This window comes from Actinophytocola sp. KF-1, from assembly GCF_054661535.1.
In genome coordinates this window covers 286,665-312,656 of record NZ_BAAFVK010000001.1, presented here as the reverse complement: position 1 = coordinate 312,656, position 25,992 = coordinate 286,665, and the positions used below count along the sequence as shown (strand labels likewise).

Genomic DNA, 25,992 nt, shown 5'->3' with positions numbered 1-25,992 from the left:
CCTCCGCCTGGCTCTAATCCCTCTTGCCTATTGACGCCCCAGCCCCGTGATGGTGCGCGGCTGAGAGTGTGACAGTGGTCACCCGCCACCCTCTCACCGACCGGGTTACCCGCGTGTGCAGGATCGTCAACGTGAACAACCTCGGCACAGCGATTGTTACCGGAGCCAGTTCGGGCATCGGCGCCGCCACCGCCCGCCACCTCGCCGACGCCGGTTTTCGGGTGGTTCTGGGCGCCCGCCGCCTGGATCGGCTGACCGATTTGGCGGATTCCATCGGCGGTGTGGCGGTTCCGCTCGATGTGACGGATCCCTCGTCGGTTTCTTCCTTCGTCGAGGCGGCGGGCCCGTGCCGCGTGCTGGTGAACAACGCGGGCGGCGCGCGCGGCCTCGCCCCCGTCGCCGAGGCGGACGAGGACCACTGGCGGTGGATGTGGGAGACGAACGTGCTCGGCACCCTCCGTCTCACCAAGGCACTGCTGCCGGCCCTCGTCGAGTCCGGCGACGGCCACGTCGTGACGATCACGTCGATCGCGGCGACCGAGGTGTACGACGGCGGGGCCGGCTACACGAGCGCCAAGCACGCGCAGTCGGCGCTGCACCGCACGTTGCGCGGCGAGCTGCTCGGTTCGCCGGTGCGGTTCACGGAGGTGCTGCCGGGGATGGTGGCGACGGAGTTCTCCCTGGTCCGCTTCGACGGCGACGCCGACCGCGCGTCGTCGGTGTACGAGGGCATCGAGCCACTCACCGCGGACGACGTCGCGGAGGTGGTGACGTTCGCGGTGACCCGGCCCTCGCACGTCAACCTGGACCAGATCGTCATGAAGCCCCGCGCACAGGCCTCAGCGACGAGGGCGTTCCGGGCGTAGCGTCGGGTGGGTGGGTAGGCCGCCCAGTGGGGTGTCCGCGTTGACCGCGGGTGCGTTCGCGATCCTGTGCGTGGTCACCGTGATCGCGGTGATCGTGCACTGGGTGCCCGCCTACGTGCTGCTAGCGTCCGCAGCGCTCGCGGGCGGGGTCGTGTTCAACGTCTGGGCGGCCCGCGGGTCGGACTAGCCGAGCTGGAGCTGGACCTGGGCTAGAGGGAGCAGCCCACCAGGACCGGTTCCGGGTGCAGGTCGACGCCGAACTTCGTGGACACGCCGTCGCGGATTTCCCTTGCCAGGGCTACCACATCGGCGGCCTTCGCGGTGCCCCGGTTGGTCAGTGCCAGTGTGTGCTTTGTGGACAGTGTGACGGGGCGGCCGTCGCCCGGGTAGCCCTTCGCGAAGCCCGCTCGTTCGATCAGCCACGCCGCCGACAGCTTCGACGTGCCGACACCCGCCGGGTACTGGGGCACCGGGGTGTCCGCGCCGACCACCGACGCGATGCGGGACAGCACGCCGGGCAGCTCGCTGTCCGCCACCACCGGGTTCGTGAAGAACGAGCCGACGCTCCACGTGTCGTGGTCGGCGTCGTCGAGGACCATGCCCTTGCCACGCCGCAGTTCGAGCACCGCCGCGCGGGCGTCCGCCGCCGGGACCTGGCGGCCCTGCCGCACGCCGAGAACCCGCGCCAGCTCCGTGTACCGGATCGGGGCGGACAGCCCGCCGTCCGCCAGTTCGAAGCGGACGCGGAGGACCACCGCGCGTTCGGTGTTCTTCAGCATGCTCGTGCGGTAGCCGAGACCGAGCTCCGACGCGGACAGGGTGCGGATCTCGCCCGACGCGCGGTCGAGCAGGTCCACCGAGATGAGCAGCTGCGCGATCTCGACGCCGTACGCGCCGACGTTCTGCACCGGCGTTGCGCCGACCGAACCGGGGATGCCGGACAGGCACTCGAGGCCGCCCAGCCCCGCCTCGACGGTGCGGCACACGACCGCGTCCCAGTCCTCGCCCGCCTCGACGGTGAGGGCCACGCGGCCGTCGCCGAGGGAGTCGATCTTGCTGCCGCGGTTGGCGACGCGGACGACCGTCCCGGCGAAGCCGTCGTCGGAGATCACCAGGTTCGAGCCGCCGCCGAGCACCAGCAGGCGGTCCTCGGTGTCCCGGACGGCGGCGACCACCTCCTCCGCGGACTCGGCCGACACGAACCGGGTTGCGGGTCCGCCGACGCGCAGCGTCGTGTAACCGGACAGCGGCACGGCGGCGAGGGGGAGGCTCGTCATGGGCTCCAACGGTAACCTCCCGTTCATGCCCAGCCGCTTCGAGCACCGCGCCACCTTCGCCGCGACCGCCGACGAGGTCTTCGCCACCCTCGTCGACGAGGCCTTCCTCACCGCGCGCCTGCGGGACATCGGCGGCAAAGGCGCCGCGCTGCTCGACCACGAGGTCGAGGGCGACACCGCCGCCTACCGCCTCCGCCAGGGCGTCGACGCGAGCCGCCTGCCCGGCGCGGTCCGGTCCATCCTCAACGGCGACCTCGTCGTGGAGCGGGAAGAGCGCTGGCGCGGGTTCGAGTCGGCGGGCAAGGCCACGATCAGCGGCGTGCCCGCCCACATCTCCTCGCGCGGGCAGCTCACCGCGCGCGGCGCCGGCAGCGAGCTGCTGATCAGGGCCGAGGTGAAGGTCGGCATCCCGCTGATCGGCGGCAAGATCGAGAAGGTGGTCGCCGAGCAGGTCACCAAGCTGCTGGCGGCCGAGGCGGAGTACGCCGAGAAGTGGCTGGCCGAGCGCGACTGAGGCCGCTCGGCACCCCGACCCGCGGCACCACCAACCCCAACCGGCTGCGGCGCTCCGACCGCTGGGTGACCGGCACGCACGCCGTCCGCGCGGCCGTCGAGAACGCCGCGGACCCGCTGGTCGTCGACCTCGGGTACGGCGCGACGCCGGTGACGACCGTCGAGCTGGCGCGCAGGCTCGCGAGCGTGCGCGCCGACGTGCGGGTGCTCGGGCTGGAGATCGACCCGGCGCGGGTCGCGGCCGCCGAGCACGCCGCCGACCCGCCACGGCTCGAGTTCCGCCGCGGCGGGTTCGAGCTGGCGGGCACCCGGCCGGTGCTGGTGCGGGCGTTCAACGTGCTGCGGCAGTACGAGGAGGCGGAGGTGGCCGCCGCCTGGGCCGCCATGCTGGAGCGGCTCGCGCCCGGCGGGCTGGTCGTCGAGGGCACGTGTGACGAGCTGGGCCGCCGCTGCTGCTGGGTCACGCTCGACGCGGCCGGTCCGCGCACGCTCACGCTCGCGTGCCTGCCCAGCGACCTGGCGCAGCCGTCCGACCTGGCGGAACGCCTGCCCAAGGCGCTGATCCACCGCAACGTGCCCGGCGAGCGGGTGCACGCGTTGTTCACCGCGCTGGACCGCTGCTGGGCGCACGCCGCCCCGTACGCCAACTTCGGGCCGCGGGCCCGGTGGACCGAGGCGGTCGCGTTGCTGGCGCGGGACTGGCCCGTGCTCGACCGCCGCAAGCGCTGGCGGCTCGGCGAGGTCACGCTCGACTGGGCGGCGGTCACACCCAGCTAGGCAACGGCTCCGCGGACGCGCGCCACGCGGCGGGGATGCCCTCGATCCCGACGCGGGCCGCGATCACGCCGCCGACGATCGCGCACAGGGTGTCGACGTCCCAGGCCACCGTGGCGACCTCCCACACGGCCTGCTCGTAGTCCAGCGGGTGGCGGGCGAGCACCCACAGCGCGAGCGGGACCGTGTCCGGTGCGCTCAGCCGCACCCCGGTGCCCAGCTCGGCGGCCGCCTCCTCCGGGGTGGCGTCGAGCGCGACGGCCTTCTCGATCCCGTCCCGCACCAGACCCGGCGGGGTGAGCCGCAGGACCTCGGCCACCATCGCATCCGGGGGCACCGCCGCCGCGACCGCGACCGCCACGGCCCCCGCGATGCCCTCGGGGTTGGTGTGCGTGACGGCGGCCGACACCTCGGCCTCCGCCGCCGCGCGGTCCGGGTCGCCGGTGAACCACGCGCCGAGCGGCGCGACCCGCATGGCGCCGCCGTTGCCCCACGACCCGGTGCCGCCGAAGGTCGACGCCGCGAGCGTGCGCAGGTCCGCGCCCCTGGCGACCTTCGCCATCATCGCGTCGATGCCCGCGCCGTAGCCGCGGTCGACGTCGTAGTGCGCGACGAAGCTCGCGGCGAGGGCGTCCGGGTCGGCGCGGCCGTGGGTGTCGAGGACGTGGAACACCGAGCACGCCATCTCGGTGTCGTCCGTCCACGGCCACGGACCGGGCGGCAGGCGGCGCGCGGCCGCGTCCTCCTGCCGGAAGAGGGCCTCGCCGAGGGCGTCCCCGACGGCCGTGCCCACGAGGCTGGCGTAAGCGTGTTCGCGCACGGGGTGGTTAGTACCACATCGGGTTTGACTTTGACGTTGCGTCAACTTCTATCGTTCTTCTCATGGCGTGGTCGATCGCTCAGGTCGCGAGGATGTCGAAGGTGACGTCCCGGACGCTGCGGCACTACGACGAGATCGGGTTGCTGCCGCCGGCGTGGGTCGGCGGCAACGGCTACCGCTACTACGAGCAGGAACAGCTGCTGCGGCTGCAGCAGATCCTCGTCATGCGGGAGCTGGGCGTCGGGCTGGACGTGATCAAGGAGATCGTCCAGCAGGGCCGTGACCAGGTCGAGGTGCTGAGGATGCACCGGCGCTGGCTGCTGGCCGAACGGGACCGCTTCGCGCGGCTCGCGCGGACGGTCGCACGCACGATCGACGAGTTGGAAGGAGGTGAGAACGTGACATCGATGGACCACTGGTTCGAGGGGTTCGACTCCGCGAAGCAGGAGGAGTTGCGGCAGGAGGCGCGTGAGCGCTGGGGCGCCGAGCACGTGGACGCGGCGAACGCGCACGTCAAGGGCAAGTCCAAGGAGTGGTGGCAGGCCCAGGGCAAGCAGTGGGCCGAGCAGTTGGGCGCGCTGGTCGCGCTGATCGACGCCGGCCACGAGCCCGGTGACACCGAGGTGCTGGACGTGCTCGACGGGCACTACCGCTGGCTGTCCGGCTACTGGACGCCGAACCGCGAGTCCTACACCGGTCTCGGCAACACGTACGCCGACGACCCGAGGTTCCGCGCGAACTTCGACAAGACGGACCCGCGGCTGGCCGAGTTCATGCGCGCGGCCATGGCGGCGTACGCGCAGGCCCGCCTGTAAACCGTCGCCGGGCCGCCACAACGGCCCTGACCTGCGAAAACGCCGTCCGCCCAGTACGTACGGAACCCCCACCCGATCCCGGGGGCCACCCGCCTTGCCAGCTTACCGGCAGGGGGTGACAGTTCGGGGGGTTCGTGGCTGGGCTGTGGACAACCGGTGCGGTTGTGGACAAGTGGGCGGGGGAGCTGCAGATCCCCCGGTCACCCCGGCGCCGTCACGATCACCGGAGCCGGCCCCCGGCCACTAAGGTCTGGGCCGTGGAGTTCGCCGAATACCTCGAAGAGACGCGGGAGCAGGCGGCGGCGCTGCGTGCCGCGGCGGTGGCCGCCGGACCGGACGCCCAGGTTCCGACGTGTCCGGGATGGACGGTGCACCGCCTGGTGCGGCACATCGCGCGCGTGCAGGCCCAGGTCGTGCTGTCGCTGGACGCCGACCCCGCCGGGGAGGCGCCGCGCACCGAGCGGCCGCCCGAGGACTGGGACGAGCTGCTCGGCTTCTGGGACACCACCCTCGGCACGATGCTCGACGAGCTGGCGCGCCGCGGGCCCGGCGCACCCGCGTGGGCGTTCGCCGGCTTCGGCGGCACGGACTTCTGGTCGCGGCGCCAGGCCCACGAGACCGCGATCCACCGGCTCGACGCCGAACACGCCGCGCACGGCGACGACGTGCCGCACCTCGTGTTCGAGCCCGGGTTCGCCGCGGACGGGGCCGACGAGGCGCTCCACGTGATGGTCGCCCGCTTCCCCACCGACGTCGCGGGCACCGTGCTCGTGCACGCGGCCGACGCGGGGCGCGCCTGGCTGGTCACCCTGACCGAGGGCGGGAAACCCGTGATCGGCAAGGCCACCGACATCGACACCGACGCGTCGCTGGTGGGCACCGCGGACGCGGTCTACCGTGCGCTGTGGAAGCGGCCGAGCACGGCCGTGGTCAACGGGGACCCCGCTCTCGTCGCCGCGCTGCGCACTCCCTGAGAGGACGGCCATGGCCCGCCGTTACGTGATCACCTTCGGCTGCCCGGACCAGATCGGCATCGTCGCGACGATCGCGTCGTTCCTCGCCGACGCCGGCGGCACCATCGTCGAGGCCGCGTACCACACCGACCCGGACACCGGCTGGTTCTTCACGCGCCAGGAGGTCGCCGCCGACTCGTTGCCGTTCGACGCGGCCGAGCTGCGGACCCGGTTCGGCGCGACCGTGGCACCGCTGGGTGGCGAGTGGCAGATCCTCGACACCGGCGAGCGCCGCCGCGTCGTGATCCTGGTGTCGAAGGAAGGCCACTGCCTCTACGACATCCTGGGCCGGGTCGCGGCCGGGGAGCTGGACGTGGACGTGTCCGCGGTGATCGGCAACCACGCCGACCTCGCGACGATCACGGAGGCGCACGGCATCCCGTTCCACCACGTGCCGTTCCCGCGCGAGGACAAGGAAACCGCGTTCGCGAAGGTCGCCGAGCTGGTCGACGCCGCGGACCCGCACGCGATCGTGCTGGCGCGGTTCATGCAGATCCTGCCCGCCGACCTGTGCGCGAGGTGGGCGGGCCGCGCGCTGAACATCCACCACAGCTTCCTGCCGTCGTTCGTCGGCGCGCGGCCCTACCACCAGGCGCACCGGCGCGGCGTGAAGCTGATCGGCGCGACCTGCCACTACGTCACCGCCGAGCTGGACGCGGGGCCGATCGTCGAGCAGGACGTGATCCGCGTCGACCACGGCGACTCGGTGCCGGACATGGTGCGCAAGGGCCGCGACATCGAGAAGGTCGTGCTCTCCCGCGGGCTGCGCTGGCACCTGGAGAACCGGATCCTGGTGCACGGCAACAAAACGGTGGTGCTGTAGGTGCTGCCGGTCATCGACCTGTCCGGACCGGACGTGCCGGCGCGGATCGAGGCGGCGTGCCGCGAGACGGGGTTCTTCTACGTCTCCGGGCACGGCGTGCCACGCGCGCTGCGCGAGTCCCTGGACGTGGCGGCACGCACGTTCTTCTCCTTGCCGGAGCACGAGAAGGACGAGATCGCGATGGCCCGCGGCGGCAAGGCCTGGCGCGGCTGGTTCCCCGTCGGCGCGGAGCTCACGTCCGGTGAGGAGGACCGCAAGGAGGGCCTGTACTTCGGCACGGAACTGCCCGCCACGCACCAGCTTCCCTTGCACGGCCCCAACCTCTTCCCGCGCCAGGTGCCGGAACTGCGTGCGCTCGTGCTGACCTACCTCGACGAGATGACCAGGGTCGCGCAGGAGGTGCTGCGCGGCGTCGCGCTGAGCCTCGGCCTCGCCGCCGACTACTTCGCCACCGGGTACACCGCGCACCCGACCGTGCTGTTCCGGATCTTCCACTACCCGCCCGCGCCGCCGGGCGACACCGGCTGGGGCGTCGGCGAGCACACGGACTACGGGCTGCTGACGTTGCTGATGCAGGACGACAACGGCGGCCTCCAGGTGCACACGCCGGACGGGTGGCTCGACGCGCCGCCGCTGCCGGACACGTTCGTGTGCAACATCGGCGACATGCTCGAACGGCTCACCGGCGGCTGGTACCGGTCGACGCCGCACCGGGTGCGGAACACGTCCGGGCGCGACCGGTTGTCGTTCCCGTTCTTCTTCGACCCGGACTTCGGCGCCGAGGTGCCGCCGCTGCCCGACCGCGCCGCGGTCGCCGGGGACGGGCGGCGCAGGTGGGACGGTCAGTCACCGCTCGCGTTCGAGGGCACCTACGGCGACTACCTCACGGCGAAGGTCGCGAAGGTCTTCCCGCACCTGCGACGCAACCTTTCCGATCTGTGAGGCGTCTTACTCCTTGGGGCCCTTGAGCTAATCATCCAGGGCGGGGAGTTCGCGTGCGGCGGGCTCCCCGCCCGTCCATGTCAGCGACTGAGACCGAGCGTGCTCTGCCGCGGCAACAGACCCGTGTGGACGACCGCCGTGGTGACCGGCATGACGAGCTGCGCGAACCGTCCCACCCGTGCCGCGCCCAGCGCCCGGTAGGCGGGCGCGGCCAGTTCGTCGGTCATGCGCTCGACCTCGTCGCGGCCCGCGTGGCCCGCCTCGGTGGCGGTGCCGTCCTCGTTCAGCCAGCCCCGCTCGACGAGCCTGCCCGCGGCGGCGTCCCACTCGTCGTCGGACCAGCCGCGGCTCGCGAACACCGCGCGTGGCGCGGCGCCGACGCCCGCGAACGAGACCAGCGACTCGACGGGGTCGAGGCCCGCGGTGAGCAGCGCGGCCACGTGCCCGTCGCCGCGGACCTCACGCAGGACGGTCGCCGCGTGCCACAGTGCGAGGTGCGGCTCGTCCGGCCACGGCAGGCCGGCGTTGGCGGCGCCGAGCGGGCGGCCGACCGTGCTGACGGCGTCGACGAGCCGTCGGGCGAGGTCGGCGGCCGCACGCAGGTCGAGGTCCGCGGTGAGCGCGCCGAGCGCCTCGTCGATCCCGTCGCGGCGGGCGGCGAGGACGTCCTCGGGGGTGGCGATCCGCCAGGCGGCGGGGATGTGCTCGCGGACCATGGCGGGGTTGAAGCTGTAGAAGGTGGCCGCGACCAGTTCCGGTCCGGCCGCGCCGAGCGGCGCCGCGCGGAGCGGGAAGTAGGCGGGCCAGCGGGTCTCGGTGTCGAAGCCGAGCTTCGCGAAGCGGGCGACCACCTCCGGCGCGTAGTAGACGAGCGCGTGCACCGGCTCCATGAGCCGCCACATCTGCCGGACCATCCCCAGGTCGATACTCATTCTCGGATCCCCTCCAGTCTTGTCACTGACAAGATAGCGGTGGATCTTTCCGATGACAAGATCAGGGGTGTGATGAAGGGCTCCTTCATCACACGCGGGCGGGGGCGGTCAGCGGCCCAGGGACTCGATGACTTCCGCGTTCGGGAGGGCGGCCAGCGCCGGGCCGGGGATCAGGAGCTTGCTGCCGCGGATGCCGCTGCCGATGACCAGCTCCGGTGCTGCCGCGACCGCCGCGTCGATGAGCAGCGGCCACTCCGCGGGCAGGCCGAGCGGCGTGATGCCGCCGTACGCCATCCCCGTCAGCGCCACCGCGGTGTCCATCGGCGCGAACGACGCCTTCCGGACGTCGAGGCGCCTGCGCACGGTCCCGTTCACGTCGGCGCGGGTGGTCGCCAGCACGAGGCACGCCGCGAAGCGCTCCTCGCCTGCCCGCTTGCCCGACACGACGACGCAGTTCGCCGACGCGGTCAGCGGTGAGCCGTACGCCTCGCAGAACGCGGCCGTGTCGGCCAGCTCGGGGTCGATCGCGGCGACGCCGACGTCACCGGGTTCCGGCAGCGCGGCGAGCGCCTTCGCGACGGGGTCGGCCAGCAGTTCCGGGTGCTCGTTGGCGGGCTTGACGGTCAGCGAGCCCGAGATCGACCACTTCACCAGCGGTTCCCGCGCTGCACCTCGATGAGCCGCGGCCGCACGTCCACGATGTACACGAGCACGGCGACCAGGCCCGCGATCCAGAACATGAGGCCGATGCTCGCGGCGTCGAAGAGGATGAGCGCCACGGTGCCGCCCGCGGTGATGCCCAGCCAGGCCGGTTTCGTCATTCTGTCGATCGCGGTGTAGGCGTCCGGACGCTGCATCAGTGCGTGGATGAACGCGAAGACCCCGACGGGGACCGCGAGCCACTTGATGATGAAGAGGATCCACAACGCTTCTGCCGGCACGCACCCAGACTACGTGCGGACGCCGCGCCGTGACCAGTGGACCGGTATGCGGACATAACGCGCCCCCGGTACCAAACCGGCACCGGGGGCGCTGACCTGCGCGGTTGCTACTTGCCGGCAGAACCGTTGGTCTTGCGGGTCGTCGCGGCGGGCTTCTTCGCGGCGGTGCGGTTGGCGGCCTTGCGGGTCGCGCTGCGCACGTCGTGCGCGACGTCGGCGCCCACCTCCTCGACCGCCAGCGCGGCGTCCTCGGTCACGCGCTCGACCTTGCTCGCGGCCTTCTCGCCGACCGAGCGGGTGCGGCGGGTCACCTTGCCGAGGACCTCCTCGGCCAGCTCGCGGGCGTCACCGGCCACGTCGCCGACGCGCTCCTGCAGCGTGGCGATGGCCTCCTCCAGCTGGTCGATGGCCTTGCCGACGCGCGGGTCGGCCTTCAGCTTCGCCAGCGCGTCCTCGCCCTGGTCGGCCAGCTTCTGGTACAGCTTCTGGGCGGCCTCGGCGTACTCGTCGACGAGCTTGCGCAGCTCGGCCGGGTCCACCTTCTCGCGCAGGCCGGCCAGGTCGGTCGGCACGGCGGTGGTGCCCTCGTTGACCCGGGTGCGGGCCTTGTTCACCGCGTCGATCACGGCGTGCGTGGCCAGGTCGCCCGCGCCGAGCGCGGCGAGCAGCGGCGTGCGGACGCTCTCGGCGGCGGTGTTCAGCACCGCGACGGCCTGCTCACGGGCCTTGCGCACGTCTTCGGTGGTGGGCAGCAATGCGGCCATGTCTCTCACTCCTTGTTCTCAGGTTCAGACGCTGTGGCGGTGGCGTTCTCGCGGCGGAAGGACTCGTACACGTCGAGCAGCACCTGCTTCTGACGTTCGGTGAGCGACATGTCCGCGCGCACCGCGTCCACCACCGGTCCGCCCTGCGGCAGGTCGAGAATCCCGGCCTGTACGTAGAGCGCCTCCGCCGAGATCCGCAGACCCTTGGCGATCTGCTGCAGGATCTCCGCGCTGGGTTTGCGCAGGCCCCGCTCGATCTGGCTGAGGTAGGGGTTGGACACCCCGGCGAGCTTCGACAGCTGGCGCAGCGAGATCTTGGCATTGCTGCGCTGCTGCTTGATGTACTCGCCGATGTCCCGTCCGAGGTCGGCGACCTTGTCGATGGGGTTCTCGTTCATCCGCCACCTCCTCGTGACACCACCGACGGTACGCCCAAGTGCTAGCAGTTGCAAGCACGATGCTTGCAACCGTGGCGCACGTCGCAAGTAGGACTCGACTTGTCCTACATGCCCCGTAGCGTCCCCATCATGAGCATCGTGAACGAGCACCAGCCACTCGGAACGCCCACGTGGGTGACACTGCGCGTGCCGGACGTGGCCGCCGCGCAGGACTACTACGGCAGGGTCTTCGACTGGTCCTTCCAGGGCAGCCCGCTGGGCACCCTGTGCTTGCTGAGGGGCGAACCGGTGGCCGGGATCAGCGCCGGCACGGGCGGCTGGACCGTGTACCTCGCCACCGACGACTGCGACGCCACCGCCAAGGCGGTCACCGCGGCGGGCGGCACGGTCACCGAGGAGCCGCACGACGTCGGTGACCTCGGCCGGGCGGCGCTCGCGACCGACCCTGCGGGCGCGGTGTTCGGGCTGTGGCAGGGCCGGACGTTCCCCGGCTGCCGGCTCGTGAACGAACCGGGCACGCTGGTGCGCAACGACCTCGTGACCGGGAACCCCGGCCCGGCCAGGGCGTTCTACCCCGAGGTCTTCGGCTTCACCCTCGACGGCAACCCCGACCTGCCGGACGTCGACTTCACGTTCCTGCGCCGCCCGGACGGGCACGAGGTCGGCGGCATCATGGGCGTACCGGGAGCGCCGTCGGCGTGGGGCACGTGCTTCGAGGTCGCCGACACCGACGCGACGCTGGCGAAGGCGGGTGGCGGCACGGTCGACGACACGCCGTACGGCAGGTCAGCGGTGTTCCGCGACCCGTTCGGCGTCGAACTGTCGATCATCGCCCGGCCCTAGCCGCGCGCGCACCCACGCCTCGATCACGTCGGCGGTCGCGGCGACGGTCGCGGTCGTGGTGTCGAGGCGGGTCATCGGCGGCTCGGTCTCCGCGGTGCGCACCCACTCCGCGAAGTCGAGCATCTCGTCGATGCGGTCCTCGTCCCAGCCGCGCCAGGCGGGACGGGCCCGCAGCCGCGCGCGGAGCACCTCCGCGTCGCACACCAGCGCCAGGTAGTGGATGTCGCTGAACAGCACGCGTTCGGGCAGGAGCTCGAACTGCGGCGGCGCGACCGTGCCGCACAGCACGACGGGACGGCCCGACTGCCCCAGGCTCGCCGCGAGCCGCAGCCACGTCTCGCGGAACGCGGTCGAGTCACCGGTCGGGTCGCGCAACGCGCCGACCCACAACAGGTCCTGCTCCACGACGACGCACGCGTCGGCGAGCCGGTCGACCAGCACCCGGCCCACGGTGGACTTGCCCGTGCCGGACGGACCGGTGACCGCGAACAGCGGAAGACGCCGGTACGGCTCTCGGTGTCCACAAGCGACACACACGAGAACCGTGCCGGCGTCGTCGGTCTCGACCCGCGGTTCGTCGGTCCAGCGACCGCATCCCGCGCAGATCATCGGGTTCACGGGCGGGGGAACCTCAGTCGAACAACTGCTCCAGGAAGCTCTTGCGGCGCCGGTGGCCGTGACCACCGTGGTAGCCGCGCGGCGAGTCCGAGTACCCGCCGTGGCCGTAGCCGCGCGGGGAGTCCGAGTAGCCGCGGGGCGAGTCGCCGTACCTCGGCGGCGGGCCGCCGTACGGGGCCGCGGGCGCACCACCCTGGTACGGCGGCGGCGCGGCCTGGGCCGAGTACTGGCGCTCGGCGTTCAGGATGGTCTCCAGCTCGCCGCGGTCCAGGAAGATCCCACGGCAGCCGTCGCACTGGTCGATGTGGATGCCTTGACGGTCCACGGTGCGCATCGTGTTCTGACACTTCGGGCAAATCACGCCTTCAACAGTAGCGATGTCCTGATGTGGCGGGCCACCTGTGGCCGCGGTCACCACTGCGACGCGGGATGATATGTCCGGTTCACACATGGTTCACAGGCCGGTGCGAAACCTACCGTTTTCTTCCATGACCAGTGGCCCTGCTCACACCTCTCCCCGCTCACTAGCCCGGATCGTGTCGGCGAGCCTCGTCGGCACCACCGTCGAGTGGTACGACTTCTTCCTCTACTCGTCGGCCGCCGCGCTGGTGTTCAACAAGCTGTTCTTCCCCACCTCCGACCCCCTGACCGGCACGCTGCTCGCGTTCACCACGTACGCGATCGGCTTCCTCGCCCGGCCCGTCGGCGGGCTGATCTTCGGCCACTTCGGCGACAAGGTCGGCCGCAAGAAGCTGCTCGTCATCAGCCTCCTGCTGATGGGTGGCGCCACGTTCGCCATGGGCCTGCTGCCCACGTACGCGACGATCGGCGTCGCGGCCCCGCTCCTGCTGACGCTGCTGCGCCTGGTCCAGGGCTTCGCGCTCGGTGGCGAGTGGGGTGGCGCGGTGCTCATCGTGTCCGAGCACGGCGGCGCGTCCCGGCGCGGGTTCTGGGCGTCGTGGCCGCAGTGCGGCGCGCCCGGCGGCAACCTGCTCGCCACCGCCGTGCTGGCGATCCTCGCCGCCGTCCAGACGGACGAGGCGTTCCTGTCGTGGGGCTGGCGGATCCCGTTCCTGCTGTCCGCGGTGCTCGTGGTGATCGGCCTGTGGATCCGGCTCGCGGTCGCCGAGTCGCCGGTGTTCCTCGCCGCGCAGCGCAAGGCCGAGGAGCGCGGCGTCGCCGAGAAGGCGCCGATCGTGCAGGTCTTCAAGCACAGCTGGCGCCAGGTGCTGATCGCGATGGGCGCGCGGATGGGCGAGAACGTCTCGTACTACGTGATCACCGCGTTCATCCTCGTGTACATCACCGAGTCGCTCGGGCTCGCGAAGTCCATGGGCCTCAACGCGGTGCTCATCGGCTCGGCGATCCACTTCGTGACGATCCCGCTGTGGGGCATGCTGTCCGACAAGGTCGGGCGGCGCGCGGTGTACCTGTTCGGCGCGGTCGCCATGGGCGCGTGGGGCTTCGTGTTCTTCGCGCTGCTCGACACCAGGTCGTTCGCCGTGATCGCGTTCGCCACCACGGTCGGCCTGGTGCTGCACGGCGCCATGTACGGGCCGCAGGCGGCGTTCTTCTCCGAGCTGTTCGGCACCCGCGTGCGCTACTCGGGCGCGTCGGTCGGCTACCAGCTCGCGTCGATCCTCGCCGGCGCGCTGGCCCCGCTGATCGCGGTGGCGCTGCTCGACGCGTGGGACTCGACGCTGCCGGTGTCGCTCTACCTCGTCGCGATGTGCCTGATCACGGTCGTCGCGGTGCTCGTGGCCAAGGAGACCAAGGGCGCCGAGCTCGAGGAGGACGCGGCGACGGCCGCTGCCGAGGAAGCACCTCTAGTGACACGATGACCGGCGTGGACACAGCCGTCAACGACGCCGTGCGCAAGCTGCTCGACCTGCTCGCCGCCGATGCGAGCGGCGAGCAGCTCGCGCACGTGCCCGTTGCCGCGCGGTCGGCCGGGCTGTCCGACGCCGAGCACCAGGAGCTGGCCAGGGCGACCGAGGTGGCGCTGCGGATCCGGCACACGCTGACCGAGCACCGCCGCCGCGAGGCCGAGCTGCGGGCGCTGTTCGACACGGCGAGCGACCTGTCGAAGCTGCGTGACCTCGACGCGGTGCTGCGGTCGATCGTGCACCGGGCGCGGATGCTGCTGCGGGTGGACCTGTCGTACCTGTCGCTCAACGACGAGGCCGCCGGGACCACGTACATGCGGGTCACGGACGGTTCGGTGTCGTCGCTGCTGCCGCGGCTGCGCATCGGCCACGGCGAGGGGCTCGGCGGTCTCGTCGCGCAGACCGCCCACCCGTACGCGTCGGCCGACTACCTGTCGGACCCGCGGTTCGCGCACACGTCGTCGATCGACGACGCGGTGTCGGCGGAACGCATGGTCGGCATCCTCGGCGTGCCGCTCATGCTGGGCAGCAAGGTGATCGGCGTGCTGTTCGCCGCCGACCGGCAGCGCCGCGAGTTCACCGCGGAGGAGGTCGCGCTGCTGTCGTCGCTCGCCGACCACGCCGCCATCGCCATCGACAACGCGCAGCTGCTGGAGGAGACCAGGCGCGCGAACGAGACGATCAGCGCCGGCAACGAGGCGATGCGCCGGGCGGAGGACGCCCACGACCGGCTGATGGAGCTGGTGCTGCGCGGCGGCGACGTCGCGGAGGTGGCGGCGGAGGTCGCGGAGGTCCTCGGCGGCGGCATCGTGTTCTTCGACGCCGCAGGCGCCGAGCTGGCCCGCGTCGCGGCGGCCGCCCCGCCGATCGTCGGCACCGGCAACGCGCCGGTCCGGTCCGGCTTCGCCGCGGCGAACGCGAAGGTCACGTGGCCCGAGGAGGCGGTCGCCGCGTCCCGCGCCGCGGGCCGGGCCGTGCGGGTCGGCGACCAGTGGGTGTGTGCGGTGCTCGCGGGCCCCGAGTTGCTCGGCAGCCTGGTGCTGACGGGCCGCGCGGCCCTGGACGAGGCGGACCGGCGGCTGTTCGAGCGCGCGTGCGTGGTGGCGGCGCTGCTGTTGCTGCTGCGGCGGTCCGTGGCCAAGGCGGAGGACGAGGTCCGCGGCGAGCTGCTCACCGACCTGCTGACCGCGCCGGACCGGAACCCGGCGGCGCTGCTCGCGCGGGGCCGCAGGCTGGGGATCGACCTGGCCGCACCGCACGCCGTGCTGATCGCCCACGTCGACGGCGTGCCCCGGCGGCGGCTCGCGATGGCGTGCGGCCGGTTCGCGACGCTCGTCGGGTTGCACGCCGAGCAGGTGGTGCTGCTGGTGGCGGACGGCGATCCGGCGGAACTGGCCGCGCGGCTGGCGACGTCGCTGTCGGCGTCGGTGGAGGCGCCGGTGACCGTCGGCGCGTCCGGTCCCGCCGCGGGTCCCGCCGCGCTGGCCGCGGCCGCGGACGAGGCACGCCGGTGCGTGCGGTCGCTGCTCGCGCTGGGCCGCGTCGGGCACGGGGCCGCCCTGTCCGACCTGGGGTTCGTGGGGCAGCTGATCGGGGACCGGACCGACCTGGCCGGGTACGTGCGGGCGACGCTCGGCCCGGTGCTCGACTACGACGCACGGCGCGGGACCGATCTCGTCGCGACGCTGCGGGCGTACTTCGAGTGCGGGACCAACCTGACGCGCGCCAAGGACGTGCTGCACGTGCACGTGAACACGGTCGTCCAGCGGCTGGACCGGATCGCCTCGCTGCTGGGTGAGGACTGGCAGACGCCCGCGCGGGCACTGGAGATCCAGATCGCGTTGCGGTTGCACCAGTTGTGAAAGTGCTCATTCGGTGCGCACTTTGCGCTGGAGCATGGGTCGCATGGATGTCATCGAGGTGCGGTCTGTCGAGGAATGGCGGTCGTGGCTGGCCACGCACTGCGCGTCGGTTTCCGAGGTGTGGCTGGTGATCCCGCACAAGGGGCTGCCCGGGGTGCGGTACCAGGAGGCGGTCGAGCAGGCGTTGTGCTTCGGGTGGATCGACGGGTTGCACCGCAAGCACGACGCCGGGCACTCACGGTTGCGGTTCACGCCTCGGCGGGCTCGGAGTTCGTGGAGCGCGTCGAACCGGGAACGCGCGGAGCGGCTGATCGGGCAGGGGTTGATGACCGACCGCGGACAGGCGGCCATCGACGCCGCGAAGGCTTCCGGTCGCTGGGCTGTGTCCTGATCGGTCTGCGGCGCTTCGCCCTCACGGGCGAGGCATGTCCGGGCAGGGCGCGGTTGACGCCGCGGAAGCTCCCGTCGCTGGGTTGCGGGTGTCGGTTCGGTCCTGGTTGGTCTGTGGTGCTTTGTCCTCGCCGGACGGGCGTCCTCGCCGGAGGGGCTGGTCTCCGGGATGGCGGGGGTTCGGTCTCGGGTTGGGTTGGCAAGGACTGGTGTCCGTGGCTGCCTGCCATCCCGTCGACCTCCCGTGGGGCTATCACACCGCGTCATCGGGCTTCGCCAGGTCGACGGGATGGCAGGCAGGCAGTCCTTGTGTGGTGAGCTGCGCTCGGCTTGGGCGGGCGAAGCCCCGCTTCGCGGGCCGGGCGTTTCGCGCCCGGCTTCCGTCGTCGCGGTCGCCGCCGTCGGTGGGGCGGCCGGGTTCCTGCGGCTCGGCGCGGTGGTCAGCCCAGCCAGTTCTCCATCTCGGTGATCGCCTTGTGGAACTCCGGCGCCAGCGGGACGAGCTTGTCCGGGAACGCGTCCACGAGGCCGTCGGTGTGGGTGCCGTTCTCGATGCGGTGGTAGCGGTGCAGCGGGGCGCGGCCCTTGTCGCGGATCATGGCCGCGTACGTGTCGCCGCTCTGGCTGATCGGCAGCAACGTGTCGAGCGTGCCCTGCAACGTGATGAGCGGCTTGCCGATGCGGCCCGTCAGCGCGACCTTCGCGACCGCCGCCTTCACCGACGCGGGACGCGACGCGTAGTCGTAGTCGGCGTCGCAGTTCGGCGTGCCGCTCGCGCAGTACGGGACACCGGCGTCCAGGTCACCGTCGTAGGACGGGTCGAACTCCTCGCGGTACGTGCGCTGCGTGAGGTCCCAGTAGACCTGGTTGTGGAACGGCCACAGGAACTCCGAGCCCGGCGCGTACCCCGCCGCCAGCATCGCCTGGTGCGCTTCCTCCGAACCCGCCGCGTACGCCGGGTAGTTCTTCATCGCCGGCGGCAGGAACGTCAGCAGGTTCGGGCCGTTCGTCGTCCAGAGCGTGCCCTCCCAGTCGACGCCGCCGTCGTACAGCCACGGCACGTTCTCCAGCTGCCACCGCACGAGGTAGCCGCCGTTGGAGATGCCCGCCGCCAGCGTCCGGTCGGGCAGGCGGCCGTACCGTTGCGCCACAACGGCTTTCGCCGCGATCGTCAGCTGGGTGACGCGGTGGTTCCACTCGGCGACGGCGTCGCCGGGGCGGCGGCCGTCGTGGTAGAAGGTGACGCCGGTGTTGCCCTTGTCGGTCGCGGCGAACGCGTATCCCTTGGCCAGCACGAAGTCCGCGAGCGCGCGGTCGTTCGCGTACTGGCGGCGGGAGCCCGGCGAGCCGCTCACGACCAGCCCGCCGTTCCACCGGTCGGGCAGCCGCAGCACGAACTGGGCGTCGTGGTTCCAGCCGTTGTTGGTGTTCGTGGTGGACGTGTCCGGGAAGTAGCCGTCGACCTGGATCCCCGGCACACCACTGGGTTGCGGCAGCGACGCCTGGGTCAGACCGGTCCAGTCGGCCTGCACGGTGTGACCGGAGGCGACGGTGCCCGCGGTCGTCAGCTCGTCGAGGCAGGACACCACCTGGTGTTCGGCCATCGGCACGTGGAGGCGGGCGCAGTCGTGCGGTTGCGCCGCCGCGACGGCGGGGGTGGACATGGCGACCAGGGCTACAGCGACCAGGGCAGCACGCATAGCGCAGAACGTAGAAGCCTTCCGCGCGCGCGGAAATGAGTGCGGCCACCACAAACCGGGCGCCGAATGTGGTGGCGGCCACCCTGAACACACGGCGACCGCGCACCTACCGTGAGTGAGAACAGCCGAAACACAACGAGGTGGTGACGGCATGTTCCGAGCCATGGCCCTGGTGGCCGCACTCCTGTTCACGTTCGTCGGCGCGACCCCCGCGGCGGCCGCCGTCGAACCCGTGCCGAGCTTCGGGAGCAACCCCGGCAACCTGAAGATGTACCGGTACGTCCCCGCGAACCTGCCGACGGGCAGACCGGTGGTGGTCGCGCTGCACGGCTGCACGCAGAACGCGACCGGGTACGGCACCGGCTCCGGGTGGACGCAACTGGCGGACCGGCTGAAGTTCACCGTCGTGCTGCCGGAACAGCAGAGCGGCAACAACTTCAACAAGTGCTTCAACTGGTTCGAGCGCGGCGACACGACGCGCGGCCAGGGTGAGGCGGAGTCGATCGCGCAGATGGTGCGCAAGACGATCACCGACACGGGCGCGAACCCGGCACGGGTGCACGTCACCGGCCTGTCCGCGGGCGGCGCGATGACGGCGGTCATGCTGGCGACCTACCCGGAGATGTTCGCGGGCGGGGGCGTCGTCGCGGGCATCGCGTACCGGTGCGCGGCGAGCATGGTCGACGCGTTCTCGTGCATGAACCCCGGCAAGAACCTGACGCCGACCGCGCTGGGCGACGCGGTCCGGGCGGCGTCGGCGCACACGGGTCCGTGGCCGACGGTCAGCATCTGGCAGGGCAGCGCCGACTACACGGTCCGCCCGGCCAACGCGACCGAACTGGTCGAGCAGTGGACCAACGTGCACGGCATCCCCGCGACCCCGACCAGCACGGACACGGTCGCGGGCTACCCGCACGCGACGTACGCGGCGAACGGCAGGACGGTCGTGGAGACGTACACGATCACCGGCATGGGCCACGGGCAGCCGCTCGACCCGGGCACGGGCTCGACCCAGTGCGGCACGGCGGGCGCGTACCTGCTGGACGTCAACATCTGCGCCGCGTGGCACATGGGCGCCGCCTGGAACCTGGCGGCCTGACGTCACGAACGTGCGACTCGGCGGCTGACCACTCGGCGTCGGCCGCCGAGTCCTGTCCGCGACGGACAGTAGCGCGCCGAAGTCAGCAGACGAACCGCGGTGCATGGATGGATGACGAGGGTCAGCGAACTCTCCTGCGCGTACGGATCGGCCGCACACTGGACGAACTCACTTCGCTGGTGCGCAAAGAGATGGGCGCAGAACACGTTCTGCCATCCCGCCCGCACGGCCTTGCGTCGGGAACCACATCCGGTCAAACGCGCAGTGCAGCAGATGGCTGCCCGAAGGAACCCCGGTTTTTCGGCGAACCAGCCAAGCCGCGACGACGACGGTCGGTAGACCACGGCGGGATTGCCGAAGCAAGGCGAAGGGGCGCGTCCGGCGTTCCGGGCGCGCCCCTTCCGGCATCCCCCGAGCTACTCGGTCCGCAGTGCCGTCAAGCGGGTGGCGTTGCGGAGGGAGGGCATGGTCATCGCGCTCACCAGGAGGCTCAGGGCGATCGCGCCGGCGCACAGGAGCGCCACGCCTGCCCAGTCGACGACCATCGGGTCCTCGGTCAGGCGCATCACCAGGGCCGCCAGGCCGATGCCGGTGATCAGCGCGACCACCACGCCCAGCGCGATCGGCAGCGCCACCTGCCACAGCAGCGACCGGCCCAGCACGGCGCGGGGCACGCCGCTCGCCGTCAGCATCGCCAGTGTGCGGCGGCGTTCGCGGATCTGTTCCAGCGCCAGCACCAGCAGGCTCACGCCCGCCAGCAGCAGCGTGAAGATCGAGCCCGCGTACAGGGCGGTGCGGATCGCCACGTAGGTCTGCTGGTTCTCGTTCAGGTCGGGGCCCGTGTTGAACGAGTACACGTACGTCCCGATGCGGTGCTCGGCCACCGAGTTGCGGATGCCTTCGAGCTGTGCCGCCGTCAGGTCGGGGCCGACCATCGCGAAGACCGTCGCCGAGTCGTCGTCCGGCAGTGCCGCCAGGTCGATCGCGCCCGGGGTCACGATCACCGACGAGTAGACGCTCGTGCTGGCGGGGCGGTCGATGGTCCGCGCGTCCGCCGGCACCGTCCACGTGCCCGTGACCACGTAGTTCTCCGGGTCCCAGTCGGCGTTCGACTTGTTCTGGTACTCGCGCCACTCGAGCTCCGCGCCCGGCTTCGGCGGGGACGAGTACTCGTCGCGGACCAGGAAGACGTCGCCGTCGGCGCAGTCGCGGACGTGGACCAGGTCGGCGATGCCCGCGCAGTCCAGCACGACCATGCTGAACCCGGAGTCGGTGCGCTCCGTCTCGGACAGCGACGAGTACCGCATCGTGTGCACGGCCTCGACCCCGTCTGCCGCGGCCACCTCCTCCGACACCGCCGCCACCCGGTCCACGGCCGTCGACACCTCGACGGCGGGCGGTGGCAGTTCGACGCCGTCGGGCAGCCCGATCTCGCCCTCGACCGACATGAGCACGGTCTGCAGCGTGATGGCACCGGCCAGCACGACGGCGACCCCGCCGACGACCCGCGCGGACGTGCCGCTGTCCAGCTGGAGCCTGCGGATCGCGAGCAGCCACGACGTCGGCCCGCCCGCCACCTGCCCGGCCACCCGTTCGATCAGCCACGGCAGCAGCACCGGCACCCCGACCAGCAGCAGCGCGGCGCCGCCGCTCACCGCCCACGCCCACGTGTCGCTGTTGTCGTCCGCGCCGAGCTGCGTGGTCAGCAGCACCACACCCAGCACGATCAGCGCGAGCCGCCACCACAGGCGCCTGCGCACCGGCTTGCTCTGCCGCACGACGCCGAGCGGTTCGATGATCGTGCGCCGCAACGCGAACAGCGCGGTGAGCACCGACAGCGCGGGGACGAGCAGCACGATCAGGACCGTCAGCACCGGGTCGGGCACCACGTCGGAGACGTACGCCCGCTCGCCGAACAGGTCGATCTCCTCGGTGAACTGGCGCGCCACCACGAACACCACCGCGCCGAGCAGCATGCCGGCGAACGCGCCCGCCAGCGACTCGGCGGCCGCGATCCTGCGCACCTGCCGCGACCCGGACCCGACGAGCCGCAGCGCGGACAGCCTGCGGTCGCGTTCCGCGCCCGCGATCCGGCTGGCGGACGTCACGAAGATGAACACCGGCAGCAGCAGCACCACCGCGCCGACCAGCAGGAGCGCCATCATCGCCGGCTCGAGGTCGATCGCCTCGGGCGGGACGCCGAACCCGTACGCCGAGACGACGCCGGGCACGTCCGCCAGGACCTCCTCGTCCACGCCAACCCAGGCCCGCAGGTCACCGGGCAGCTCCACCATGTCCTGGGAGAGCGTGCCGATCACCTTCTCCGGGAACCGCGGCTTCAGCAGCTCCCCGTCGGGTGACGCCAGCAGGTCCGCCAGCGCGGGTGACGCGTACATCTCGCCCGGCCCCGGCAGTGCGGGCAGCGCGTCCGGCTTCGCCGCGTTCGGCCCGGTCGCCGCGACGTAGGAGACGTTGACCGGCTCGCCGAGGAACTCCGTGTGGTTGCGGTCGACGTAGGTCGGGTCGACGCCCTCGACGGGCTGGTCGGCCACGAAGTCGGCGTACTGGCGTTGTTCCCGCTGCTCCTGCATGCTGCCCGCGGACGCGGCCACCAGCAGCACCGCGGTCGCGATCGCGATCCCCACCGCCGTGAGCGTGAGCCGCGCCCAGGAGGTCCGGCCACCCCCGACGGCCAGCCGGACCCCGAGGACGAGGTCGTTCGTCCACCCCCGGAAGCTCACGCGAACTCCACCTGCCTCGTGTGGCCGTCCCGCACGATGACCTCGCGGTCGGAGTAGGCGGCCACGCGCGGCTCGTGGGTCACGAGGATCACGGCGGCGCCGGTGTCACGGGCGGCCTCGGTGAGCAGGCGCATCACGTGCTCGCCGTTCAGCGAGTCCAGCGCGCCGGTCGGCTCGTCGGCGAAGATCACCCGCGGGCCCGTGACCAGCGCGCGGGCCACCGCGACCCGCTGCCCCTGGCCACCGGACACCTCGCCAGGGCGCTTGGCGGCGACGTCGCCGACCTCGAGGCGGTCCAGCCACACGCGGGCCTTGGCCTCCGCGTCGCGGCGCTTCATGCCGCCGAGCCGCATGGGCAGGGCGACGTTCTCGAGGCACGACAGCTCCGGCACGAGCTGGCCGAACTGGAACACGAAGCCGAACTCGGTGCGCCGCAGCGTGCTGCGCGGCTGGTCGGGCATGGCCGACAGCTCCTTGCCGTCGTACACGACGGTGCCCGAGTCGGGCTGGATGATGCCCGCCAGGCAGTGCAGCATCGTGGACTTGCCGGACCCGGACGGGCCCATCACGGCCACGACCTCACCGGCGCGGACGGACATGGTGGCGCCGTCGAGGGCCTTGGTCGGGCCGAACGACTTGACGACGTCGGTCGCCGCGAGCAGGGGTTGCGTCATGGGGTCACTTGCTTTCGTAGTTCGTCGATGCGGGCCGCCGTCAGCTCCAGCCAGCGCAGGTCGGCCTCGAGGTGGAAGAGCGCGTGGTCGCAGATCAGCTGGTCGGCGAGGTCACCGTCGCGCTTGCGGGCGGTGAGCTCGCGCATGGCACGCAGGTGCGCGTGCCGCTGGGTGTCGAGCACGTCCTGGGCGTCGCGCTCCGACATGAGCGCGATGACGACCTTCGTGTAGAGCGTGCTCTGCATGTACAGCTCGGGCTTCTCCGGCGTGCCGAGCCACTTGTCGACGTCGGTGACACCCTCCGCGGTGACGGTGTACCGCTTGCGGTCCGGTCCGCCGCCCTGCTCGACGCCGCTCTCCTCGATGAGGCCGTGCTTCAGCAGCCGCGAGAGGGTCGCGTAGACCTGCCCGTAGTGCAGCGGCCGGTCGTGCCCGAAGTGCTCGTCGTAGGCCCGCTTGAGGTCGTACCCGTGCCGCGGTCCGCGTTCGAGCAGTCCTAACAGAGTGTGTCCGATCGACATGCCCGCTGACTGTACACGCGGTGTATAGCCACGGTCTATACACCTGATGAATAGCTGTCTGAGCTGGCCTTTTGTTCAGCGAACCAGCGTCGGGCCTACAGTGGTTGCGTGACTGACGTGGACTTGGTGGTCGACTTCCTGAACACCGTGGACCACGAGGCGGGCACCGACGTCGTGGCCGACCCGGCCGCCTGGCGGCGGTGGCTGGCGGACCGGGACCTCACCGACGCGAGCACCGACGTGCGTGCCGTGCGCGGCGCGCTGCGGGCCGCCGCGGGCGACCGGCGGGATGCCCCCGGCGGGGTGTCCGTGCCCGTGCTCGCGGAACTGCCCGCGGGCGGCACGCCACGGCTCGCGGCCACGGACGTGGTCGGCGCGGTGCTCGCGGCCGCCACCCGGCTGGCCGTGCTCGGGCAGTGGACACGGGTGAAGATCTGCCCGGCCGACGACTGCCGGTGGGCGTTCTACGACCGGTCCCGCAACAGGTCCCGCACGTGGTGCTCCATGCAGGTGTGCGGCAACCGGGAGAAGGCCCGCTCATGGCGGGGGCGCAGAACGGTCAGCAGGTGAACGGGCTCGCCAGGTACGACGACGGTGAGTTGGCCGAACTCGCCGGTGCCGACGGCGCCGTGGGTGTCGGCGGTGGATCGTCGGTGGTCGACGTCGACGGTGTGCCGGTGTTCGCCAAACGGATCCCGCTGACCGACCGGGAGCTGACCCGTCCCCGCTCCACCGCGAACCTGTTCGACCTGCCGTTGCTCTGCCAGTACGGGGTGGTGAGCCCGGGGTTCAACGCCTGGCGCGAGCTGGCCGCGAACGAGATCCTCACCGGGACGGGGGCGATCCCTCGGCTCCTCCACTGGCGCGTCCTGCCTGGTCGCGCGCCGGTCGCGGCCGAGCACGCCGACGTCGACGCGGTCGTCGCCGCCCTGCACGGGAGCCCCGCCGTACGGGCCCGCCTCGAGGCGCTGGCCGCCGCGACGCACAGCCTCGTGCTGTTCTCCGAGTACGTGCCGCTCTCGCTCAGGGACCGGCTGCGGGACGATCCCGCGGGCAAGGCCCAGGTGCTGGAACAGCAGCTCACGCACCTCGTGGCCGTGCTGCGCGAGCACGAGCTGCTGCACATGGACGGGCACTTCGACAACCTCCGCACCGACGGCGAGCGGCTCGTCCTCACCGACTTCGGGCTGGTGACGTCGCCGCGGTTCGAGCTGTCGGTGGCCGAGCGCGCCTTCGTGCGGCGGCACGCCACGCACGACGCGGAGTACGCCGCGATGCGCCTGGTCAACTGGCTCGCGACCGAGGTGTGCGGCGTGAGCCGCGTCCCGGCCGCGCGGAACGAGTTCGTGGGCCGGTGCGCGCGAGGCGAGATCCCGGACGGCGTGCCGCCCGCCGTGGCGGCGATCCTCACGCGCCACTCACCGGCGGCCGCCAGGATGAACAGCCTCTACTGGCAGCTGTTTCAGAGGACCAGCTGAGCCACCGTGTAGATCAGCAGGCCGGCCAGCGCGCCGACGACCGTGCCGTTGATGCGGATGAACTGCAGGTCGCGGCCCACCTGCAGCTCGATCTTGCGGGAGGTCTCCTCGGCGTCCCAGCGCTGCACGGTGTCGGTGATCAGCGTGGTGATCTCGTCGCGGTAGTTGACCACCACGTACGCGGCCGCGCCCTCGACCCAGCTGTCGACCTTCTCGCGCAGCCCGTCGTCGCCGGTGAGGCGGTGGCCCAGGTTGACCAGGCCCTCGCGCACACGCCTGCGCAGCTCGCTCGACGGGTCCTCCGCGGCGTCGAGCAGGAGCCGCTTGGCCGTCGACCACGCCGAGCCGATCACGTTCTGCACCTCGGGGTGCGCCAGCACCTGCTGTTTGACGGCCTCGGCCCGTTCCATGGTGGCCGGGTCGGTCTGGAGGTCGGCGGCGAACTCGGCGAGGAACTTGTCGACCGCGAGGCGCATCGGGTGGTTCGGGTCGGTCTTGACCAGCCACGCGAACGACAGCACCTCGCCGTAGACCTTGTCGGCGACCATCGAGTCGACGAACTTCGGCGACCAGCTCGGCGCGCGGTCGGACACCACCCGCATGACCGTCGAGTGGTTGTCCTTCACCCACTCGTAGGCGCGGTCGCAGACGAGGTCGACGAGCTTGTGGTGGGAGCCGTCGGCGAACACGCCCGCCAGCAGCTTGCCCAGCGGCGGGCCCCACGGCACCGCGACCACGCGCTTGACCACGGCCTGCTCCATGACCGCCTGCACGTCCTCGTCCCGCAGCACGGCCACCACGCCACGCACCACGGTCGCCAGCTCGGCGGTGACACGTTCGGCGTTCTCCGGCTCCGCCACCCACGCACCGAGCCGCGACGCGACGCCGACCCGGCGCAACCGCTCGCGCACGACCTGCTCGGACAGGAAGTTCGCGCCGACGAACTCGCCAAGGCTGTTGCCGATGGCGTCCTTGCGGGTCGGGATGATCGCCGTGTGCGGGATCTTGATCCCCATCGGGTGCCGGAACAGCGCGGTCACCGCGAACCAGTCGGCGAGCGCGCCGACCATGCCCGCCTCGGCCGCCGCCTTCACGTACCCGGTCCACGCCGGCTCGCCCGGCCACAGCGACATGACCACGAACACCAGCGCCGCACCGATCAGGAAGGACAGCGCGACCAGCTTCATCTTGCGCAGGGCACGCCGCTTCTCCGCCTCACCGGGGATGGGCGCGGTGCCAAACGGTTCGCTCCGCGAGCCCCGCTCACGGATGTGTTTGCTCTCGGTCAGTTGCCGCACACCA

Annotated in this window: 29 protein-coding genes; 15 read left to right on the top strand and 14 right to left on the bottom strand. The window is 71.8% G+C overall.

Going from position 1 to position 25,992, the window contains the following annotated elements; genetic code table 11:
- Positions 1–152: 152 nt before the first annotated feature.
- Together ACYQ77_RS01565 and ACYQ77_RS01560 are read left to right on the top strand one after the other, a co-directional pair.
- A complete protein-coding gene (locus tag ACYQ77_RS01565; RefSeq protein WP_459708092.1) occupies positions 153–866 on the top strand; it encodes an SDR family oxidoreductase in 714 nt (237 codons plus the stop codon).
- A 10-nt stretch (positions 867–876) separates the two neighbouring features.
- A complete protein-coding gene (locus tag ACYQ77_RS01560) occupies positions 877–1,053 on the top strand; it encodes a hypothetical protein (RefSeq protein WP_459706644.1) in 177 nt (58 codons plus the stop codon).
- A gap of 22 nt (positions 1,054–1,075) precedes the next feature.
- Here ACYQ77_RS01560 and ACYQ77_RS01555 read toward each other — a convergent pair whose 3' ends face one another.
- Positions 1,076–2,143: a UDP-N-acetylmuramate dehydrogenase gene (locus ACYQ77_RS01555; RefSeq protein WP_459706642.1), complete on the bottom strand. Its 1,068-nt coding sequence runs from the start codon at positions 2,141–2,143 to the stop codon at positions 1,076–1,078.
- 25 nt (positions 2,144–2,168) lie between these two features.
- Here ACYQ77_RS01555 and ACYQ77_RS01550 point away from each other — a divergent pair, with 25 nt between their 5' ends.
- Complete coding sequence (locus ACYQ77_RS01550) at positions 2,169–2,657, top strand: DUF2505 domain-containing protein (RefSeq protein WP_459706640.1); 489 nt, start codon at positions 2,169–2,171, stop codon at positions 2,655–2,657.
- Positions 2,636–3,433, top strand: a complete 798-nt coding sequence (locus ACYQ77_RS01545) for a class I SAM-dependent methyltransferase (RefSeq protein WP_459706639.1) — start codon at positions 2,636–2,638, stop codon at positions 3,431–3,433. Before ACYQ77_RS01550 ends, ACYQ77_RS01545 begins: the two co-directional genes overlap by 22 nt.
- Here the strand turns inward: ACYQ77_RS01545 and ACYQ77_RS01540 are convergent.
- Positions 3,420–4,250: an ADP-ribosylglycohydrolase family protein gene (locus tag ACYQ77_RS01540; RefSeq protein ID WP_459706638.1), complete on the bottom strand. Its 831-nt coding sequence runs from the start codon at positions 4,248–4,250 to the stop codon at positions 3,420–3,422. The two genes, ACYQ77_RS01545 and ACYQ77_RS01540, sit on opposite strands and share 14 nt — an antisense overlap.
- A gap of 62 nt (positions 4,251–4,312) precedes the next feature.
- On the opposite strand from ACYQ77_RS01540, the gene ACYQ77_RS01535 reads away from it, so the two are divergent.
- From ACYQ77_RS01535 to ACYQ77_RS01520, 4 genes are all read left to right on the top strand, one after another.
- Positions 4,313–5,065 (top strand): MerR family transcriptional regulator, encoded by a 753-nt coding sequence (locus ACYQ77_RS01535; RefSeq protein ID WP_459706636.1) that lies wholly within the window; start codon positions 4,313–4,315, stop codon positions 5,063–5,065.
- 257 nt (positions 5,066–5,322) lie between these two features.
- Positions 5,323–6,039 carry a maleylpyruvate isomerase N-terminal domain-containing protein gene (locus ACYQ77_RS01530; protein ID WP_459706634.1) on the top strand — a complete coding sequence of 239 codons (717 nt, stop codon included), beginning with the start codon at positions 5,323–5,325 and terminating at the stop codon, positions 6,037–6,039.
- 10 nt (positions 6,040–6,049) lie between these two features.
- Positions 6,050–6,901 (top strand): formyltetrahydrofolate deformylase, encoded by an 852-nt coding sequence (gene purU / locus ACYQ77_RS01525; protein WP_459706633.1) that lies wholly within the window; start codon positions 6,050–6,052, stop codon positions 6,899–6,901.
- The gene (locus tag ACYQ77_RS01520; RefSeq protein WP_459706631.1) at positions 6,902–7,843 is read left to right on the top strand and encodes an isopenicillin N synthase family dioxygenase; all 942 of its coding nucleotides are present in this window, start codon (positions 6,902–6,904) and stop codon (positions 7,841–7,843) included.
- 80 nt (positions 7,844–7,923) lie between these two features.
- Here ACYQ77_RS01520 and ACYQ77_RS01515 read toward each other — a convergent pair whose 3' ends face one another.
- The 5 genes from ACYQ77_RS01515 to ACYQ77_RS01495 all read right to left on the bottom strand — a co-directional run bounded on the left by ACYQ77_RS01515 (position 7,924) and on the right by ACYQ77_RS01495 (position 10,878).
- Complete coding sequence (locus ACYQ77_RS01515; protein WP_459706629.1) at positions 7,924–8,775, bottom strand: SCO6745 family protein; 852 nt, start codon at positions 8,773–8,775, stop codon at positions 7,924–7,926.
- Positions 8,776–8,883: 108 nt separating this feature from the next.
- On the bottom strand, positions 8,884–9,426 hold the full coding sequence (locus ACYQ77_RS01510) for a YbaK/EbsC family protein (protein ID WP_459706627.1): 543 nt from the start codon (positions 9,424–9,426) through the stop codon (positions 8,884–8,886).
- Entirely contained in the window at positions 9,423–9,716 is a 294-nt protein-coding gene (locus ACYQ77_RS01505) for a DUF2516 family protein (protein ID WP_459706625.1), read from the bottom strand. Before ACYQ77_RS01505 ends, ACYQ77_RS01510 begins: the two co-directional genes overlap by 4 nt.
- 107 nt (positions 9,717–9,823) lie before the next feature.
- Positions 9,824–10,480: a hypothetical protein gene (locus tag ACYQ77_RS01500; protein ID WP_459706623.1), complete on the bottom strand. Its 657-nt coding sequence runs from the start codon at positions 10,478–10,480 to the stop codon at positions 9,824–9,826.
- A 5-nt stretch (positions 10,481–10,485) separates the two neighbouring features.
- The gene (locus tag ACYQ77_RS01495) at positions 10,486–10,878 is read right to left on the bottom strand and encodes a helix-turn-helix domain-containing protein (RefSeq protein ID WP_459706622.1); all 393 of its coding nucleotides are present in this window, start codon (positions 10,876–10,878) and stop codon (positions 10,486–10,488) included.
- Between the two features lie 129 nt (positions 10,879–11,007).
- On the opposite strand from ACYQ77_RS01495, the gene ACYQ77_RS01490 reads away from it, so the two are divergent.
- The gene (locus ACYQ77_RS01490; RefSeq protein WP_459706620.1) at positions 11,008–11,721 is read left to right on the top strand and encodes a VOC family protein; all 714 of its coding nucleotides are present in this window, start codon (positions 11,008–11,010) and stop codon (positions 11,719–11,721) included.
- Here ACYQ77_RS01490 and ACYQ77_RS01485 read toward each other — a convergent pair.
- Together ACYQ77_RS01485 and ACYQ77_RS01480 are read right to left on the bottom strand one after the other, a co-directional pair.
- Positions 11,665–12,330, bottom strand: a complete 666-nt coding sequence (locus ACYQ77_RS01485) for an AAA family ATPase (protein WP_459708090.1) — start codon at positions 12,328–12,330, stop codon at positions 11,665–11,667. The genes ACYQ77_RS01490 and ACYQ77_RS01485 overlap by 57 nt on opposite strands.
- A 22-nt stretch (positions 12,331–12,352) precedes the next feature.
- Entirely contained in the window at positions 12,353–12,700 is a 348-nt protein-coding gene (locus ACYQ77_RS01480; RefSeq protein WP_459706618.1) for a TFIIB-type zinc ribbon-containing protein, read from the bottom strand.
- 127 nt (positions 12,701–12,827) lie between these two features.
- On the opposite strand from ACYQ77_RS01480, the gene ACYQ77_RS01475 reads away from it, so the two are divergent.
- From ACYQ77_RS01475 to ACYQ77_RS01465, 3 genes are read left to right on the top strand one after another with little or no spacing between them, the layout of a single operon-like run.
- A complete protein-coding gene (locus ACYQ77_RS01475) occupies positions 12,828–14,180 on the top strand; it encodes an MFS transporter (RefSeq protein ID WP_459706617.1) in 1,353 nt (450 codons plus the stop codon).
- Complete coding sequence (locus tag ACYQ77_RS01470) at positions 14,177–16,087, top strand: helix-turn-helix domain-containing protein (protein WP_459706615.1); 1,911 nt, start codon at positions 14,177–14,179, stop codon at positions 16,085–16,087. Before ACYQ77_RS01475 ends, ACYQ77_RS01470 begins: the two co-directional genes overlap by 4 nt.
- Positions 16,088–16,130: 43 nt before the next feature.
- Positions 16,131–16,478: a YdeI/OmpD-associated family protein gene (locus ACYQ77_RS01465; protein WP_459706613.1), complete on the top strand. Its 348-nt coding sequence runs from the start codon at positions 16,131–16,133 to the stop codon at positions 16,476–16,478.
- A 439-nt stretch (positions 16,479–16,917) separates the two neighbouring features.
- On the opposite strand, the gene ACYQ77_RS01460 is transcribed toward ACYQ77_RS01465, so the two are convergent.
- Positions 16,918–18,177 (bottom strand): tannase/feruloyl esterase family alpha/beta hydrolase, encoded by a 1,260-nt coding sequence (locus ACYQ77_RS01460; protein ID WP_459706611.1) that lies wholly within the window; start codon positions 18,175–18,177, stop codon positions 16,918–16,920.
- A 151-nt stretch (positions 18,178–18,328) separates the two neighbouring features.
- Between ACYQ77_RS01460 and ACYQ77_RS01455 the strand changes: the two genes are divergently transcribed.
- Positions 18,329–19,276, top strand: a complete 948-nt coding sequence (locus ACYQ77_RS01455; RefSeq protein ID WP_459706610.1) for an extracellular catalytic domain type 1 short-chain-length polyhydroxyalkanoate depolymerase — start codon at positions 18,329–18,331, stop codon at positions 19,274–19,276.
- A gap of 416 nt (positions 19,277–19,692) precedes the next feature.
- On the opposite strand, the gene ACYQ77_RS01450 is transcribed toward ACYQ77_RS01455, so the two are convergent.
- From ACYQ77_RS01450 to ACYQ77_RS01440, 3 genes are read right to left on the bottom strand one after another with little or no spacing between them, the layout of a single operon-like run.
- Positions 19,693–22,017, bottom strand: a complete 2,325-nt coding sequence (locus ACYQ77_RS01450; protein WP_459706608.1) for an FtsX-like permease family protein — start codon at positions 22,015–22,017, stop codon at positions 19,693–19,695.
- Positions 22,014–22,691 carry an ABC transporter ATP-binding protein gene (locus tag ACYQ77_RS01445; RefSeq protein ID WP_459706606.1) on the bottom strand — a complete coding sequence of 226 codons (678 nt, stop codon included), beginning with the start codon at positions 22,689–22,691 and terminating at the stop codon, positions 22,014–22,016. The genes ACYQ77_RS01450 and ACYQ77_RS01445 overlap by 4 nt, the downstream gene beginning before the upstream one ends.
- A complete protein-coding gene (locus tag ACYQ77_RS01440) occupies positions 22,688–23,212 on the bottom strand; it encodes a PadR family transcriptional regulator (RefSeq protein WP_459706604.1) in 525 nt (174 codons plus the stop codon). Before ACYQ77_RS01440 ends, ACYQ77_RS01445 begins: the two co-directional genes overlap by 4 nt.
- Positions 23,213–23,320: 108 nt before the next feature.
- Here ACYQ77_RS01440 and ACYQ77_RS01435 point away from each other — a divergent pair, with 108 nt between their 5' ends.
- The gene (locus ACYQ77_RS01435) at positions 23,321–23,782 is read left to right on the top strand and encodes a CGNR zinc finger domain-containing protein (protein ID WP_459706602.1); all 462 of its coding nucleotides are present in this window, start codon (positions 23,321–23,323) and stop codon (positions 23,780–23,782) included.
- Complete coding sequence (locus ACYQ77_RS01430) at positions 23,752–24,690, top strand: serine/threonine protein phosphatase (RefSeq protein ID WP_459706600.1); 939 nt, start codon at positions 23,752–23,754, stop codon at positions 24,688–24,690. The genes ACYQ77_RS01435 and ACYQ77_RS01430 overlap by 31 nt, the downstream gene beginning before the upstream one ends.
- Here ACYQ77_RS01430 and ACYQ77_RS01425 read toward each other — a convergent pair.
- Positions 24,675–25,988, bottom strand: a complete 1,314-nt coding sequence (locus tag ACYQ77_RS01425; protein ID WP_459706598.1) for a DUF445 domain-containing protein — start codon at positions 25,986–25,988, stop codon at positions 24,675–24,677. The genes ACYQ77_RS01430 and ACYQ77_RS01425 overlap by 16 nt on opposite strands.
- Between the last annotated feature and the right edge of the window lie 4 nt (positions 25,989–25,992).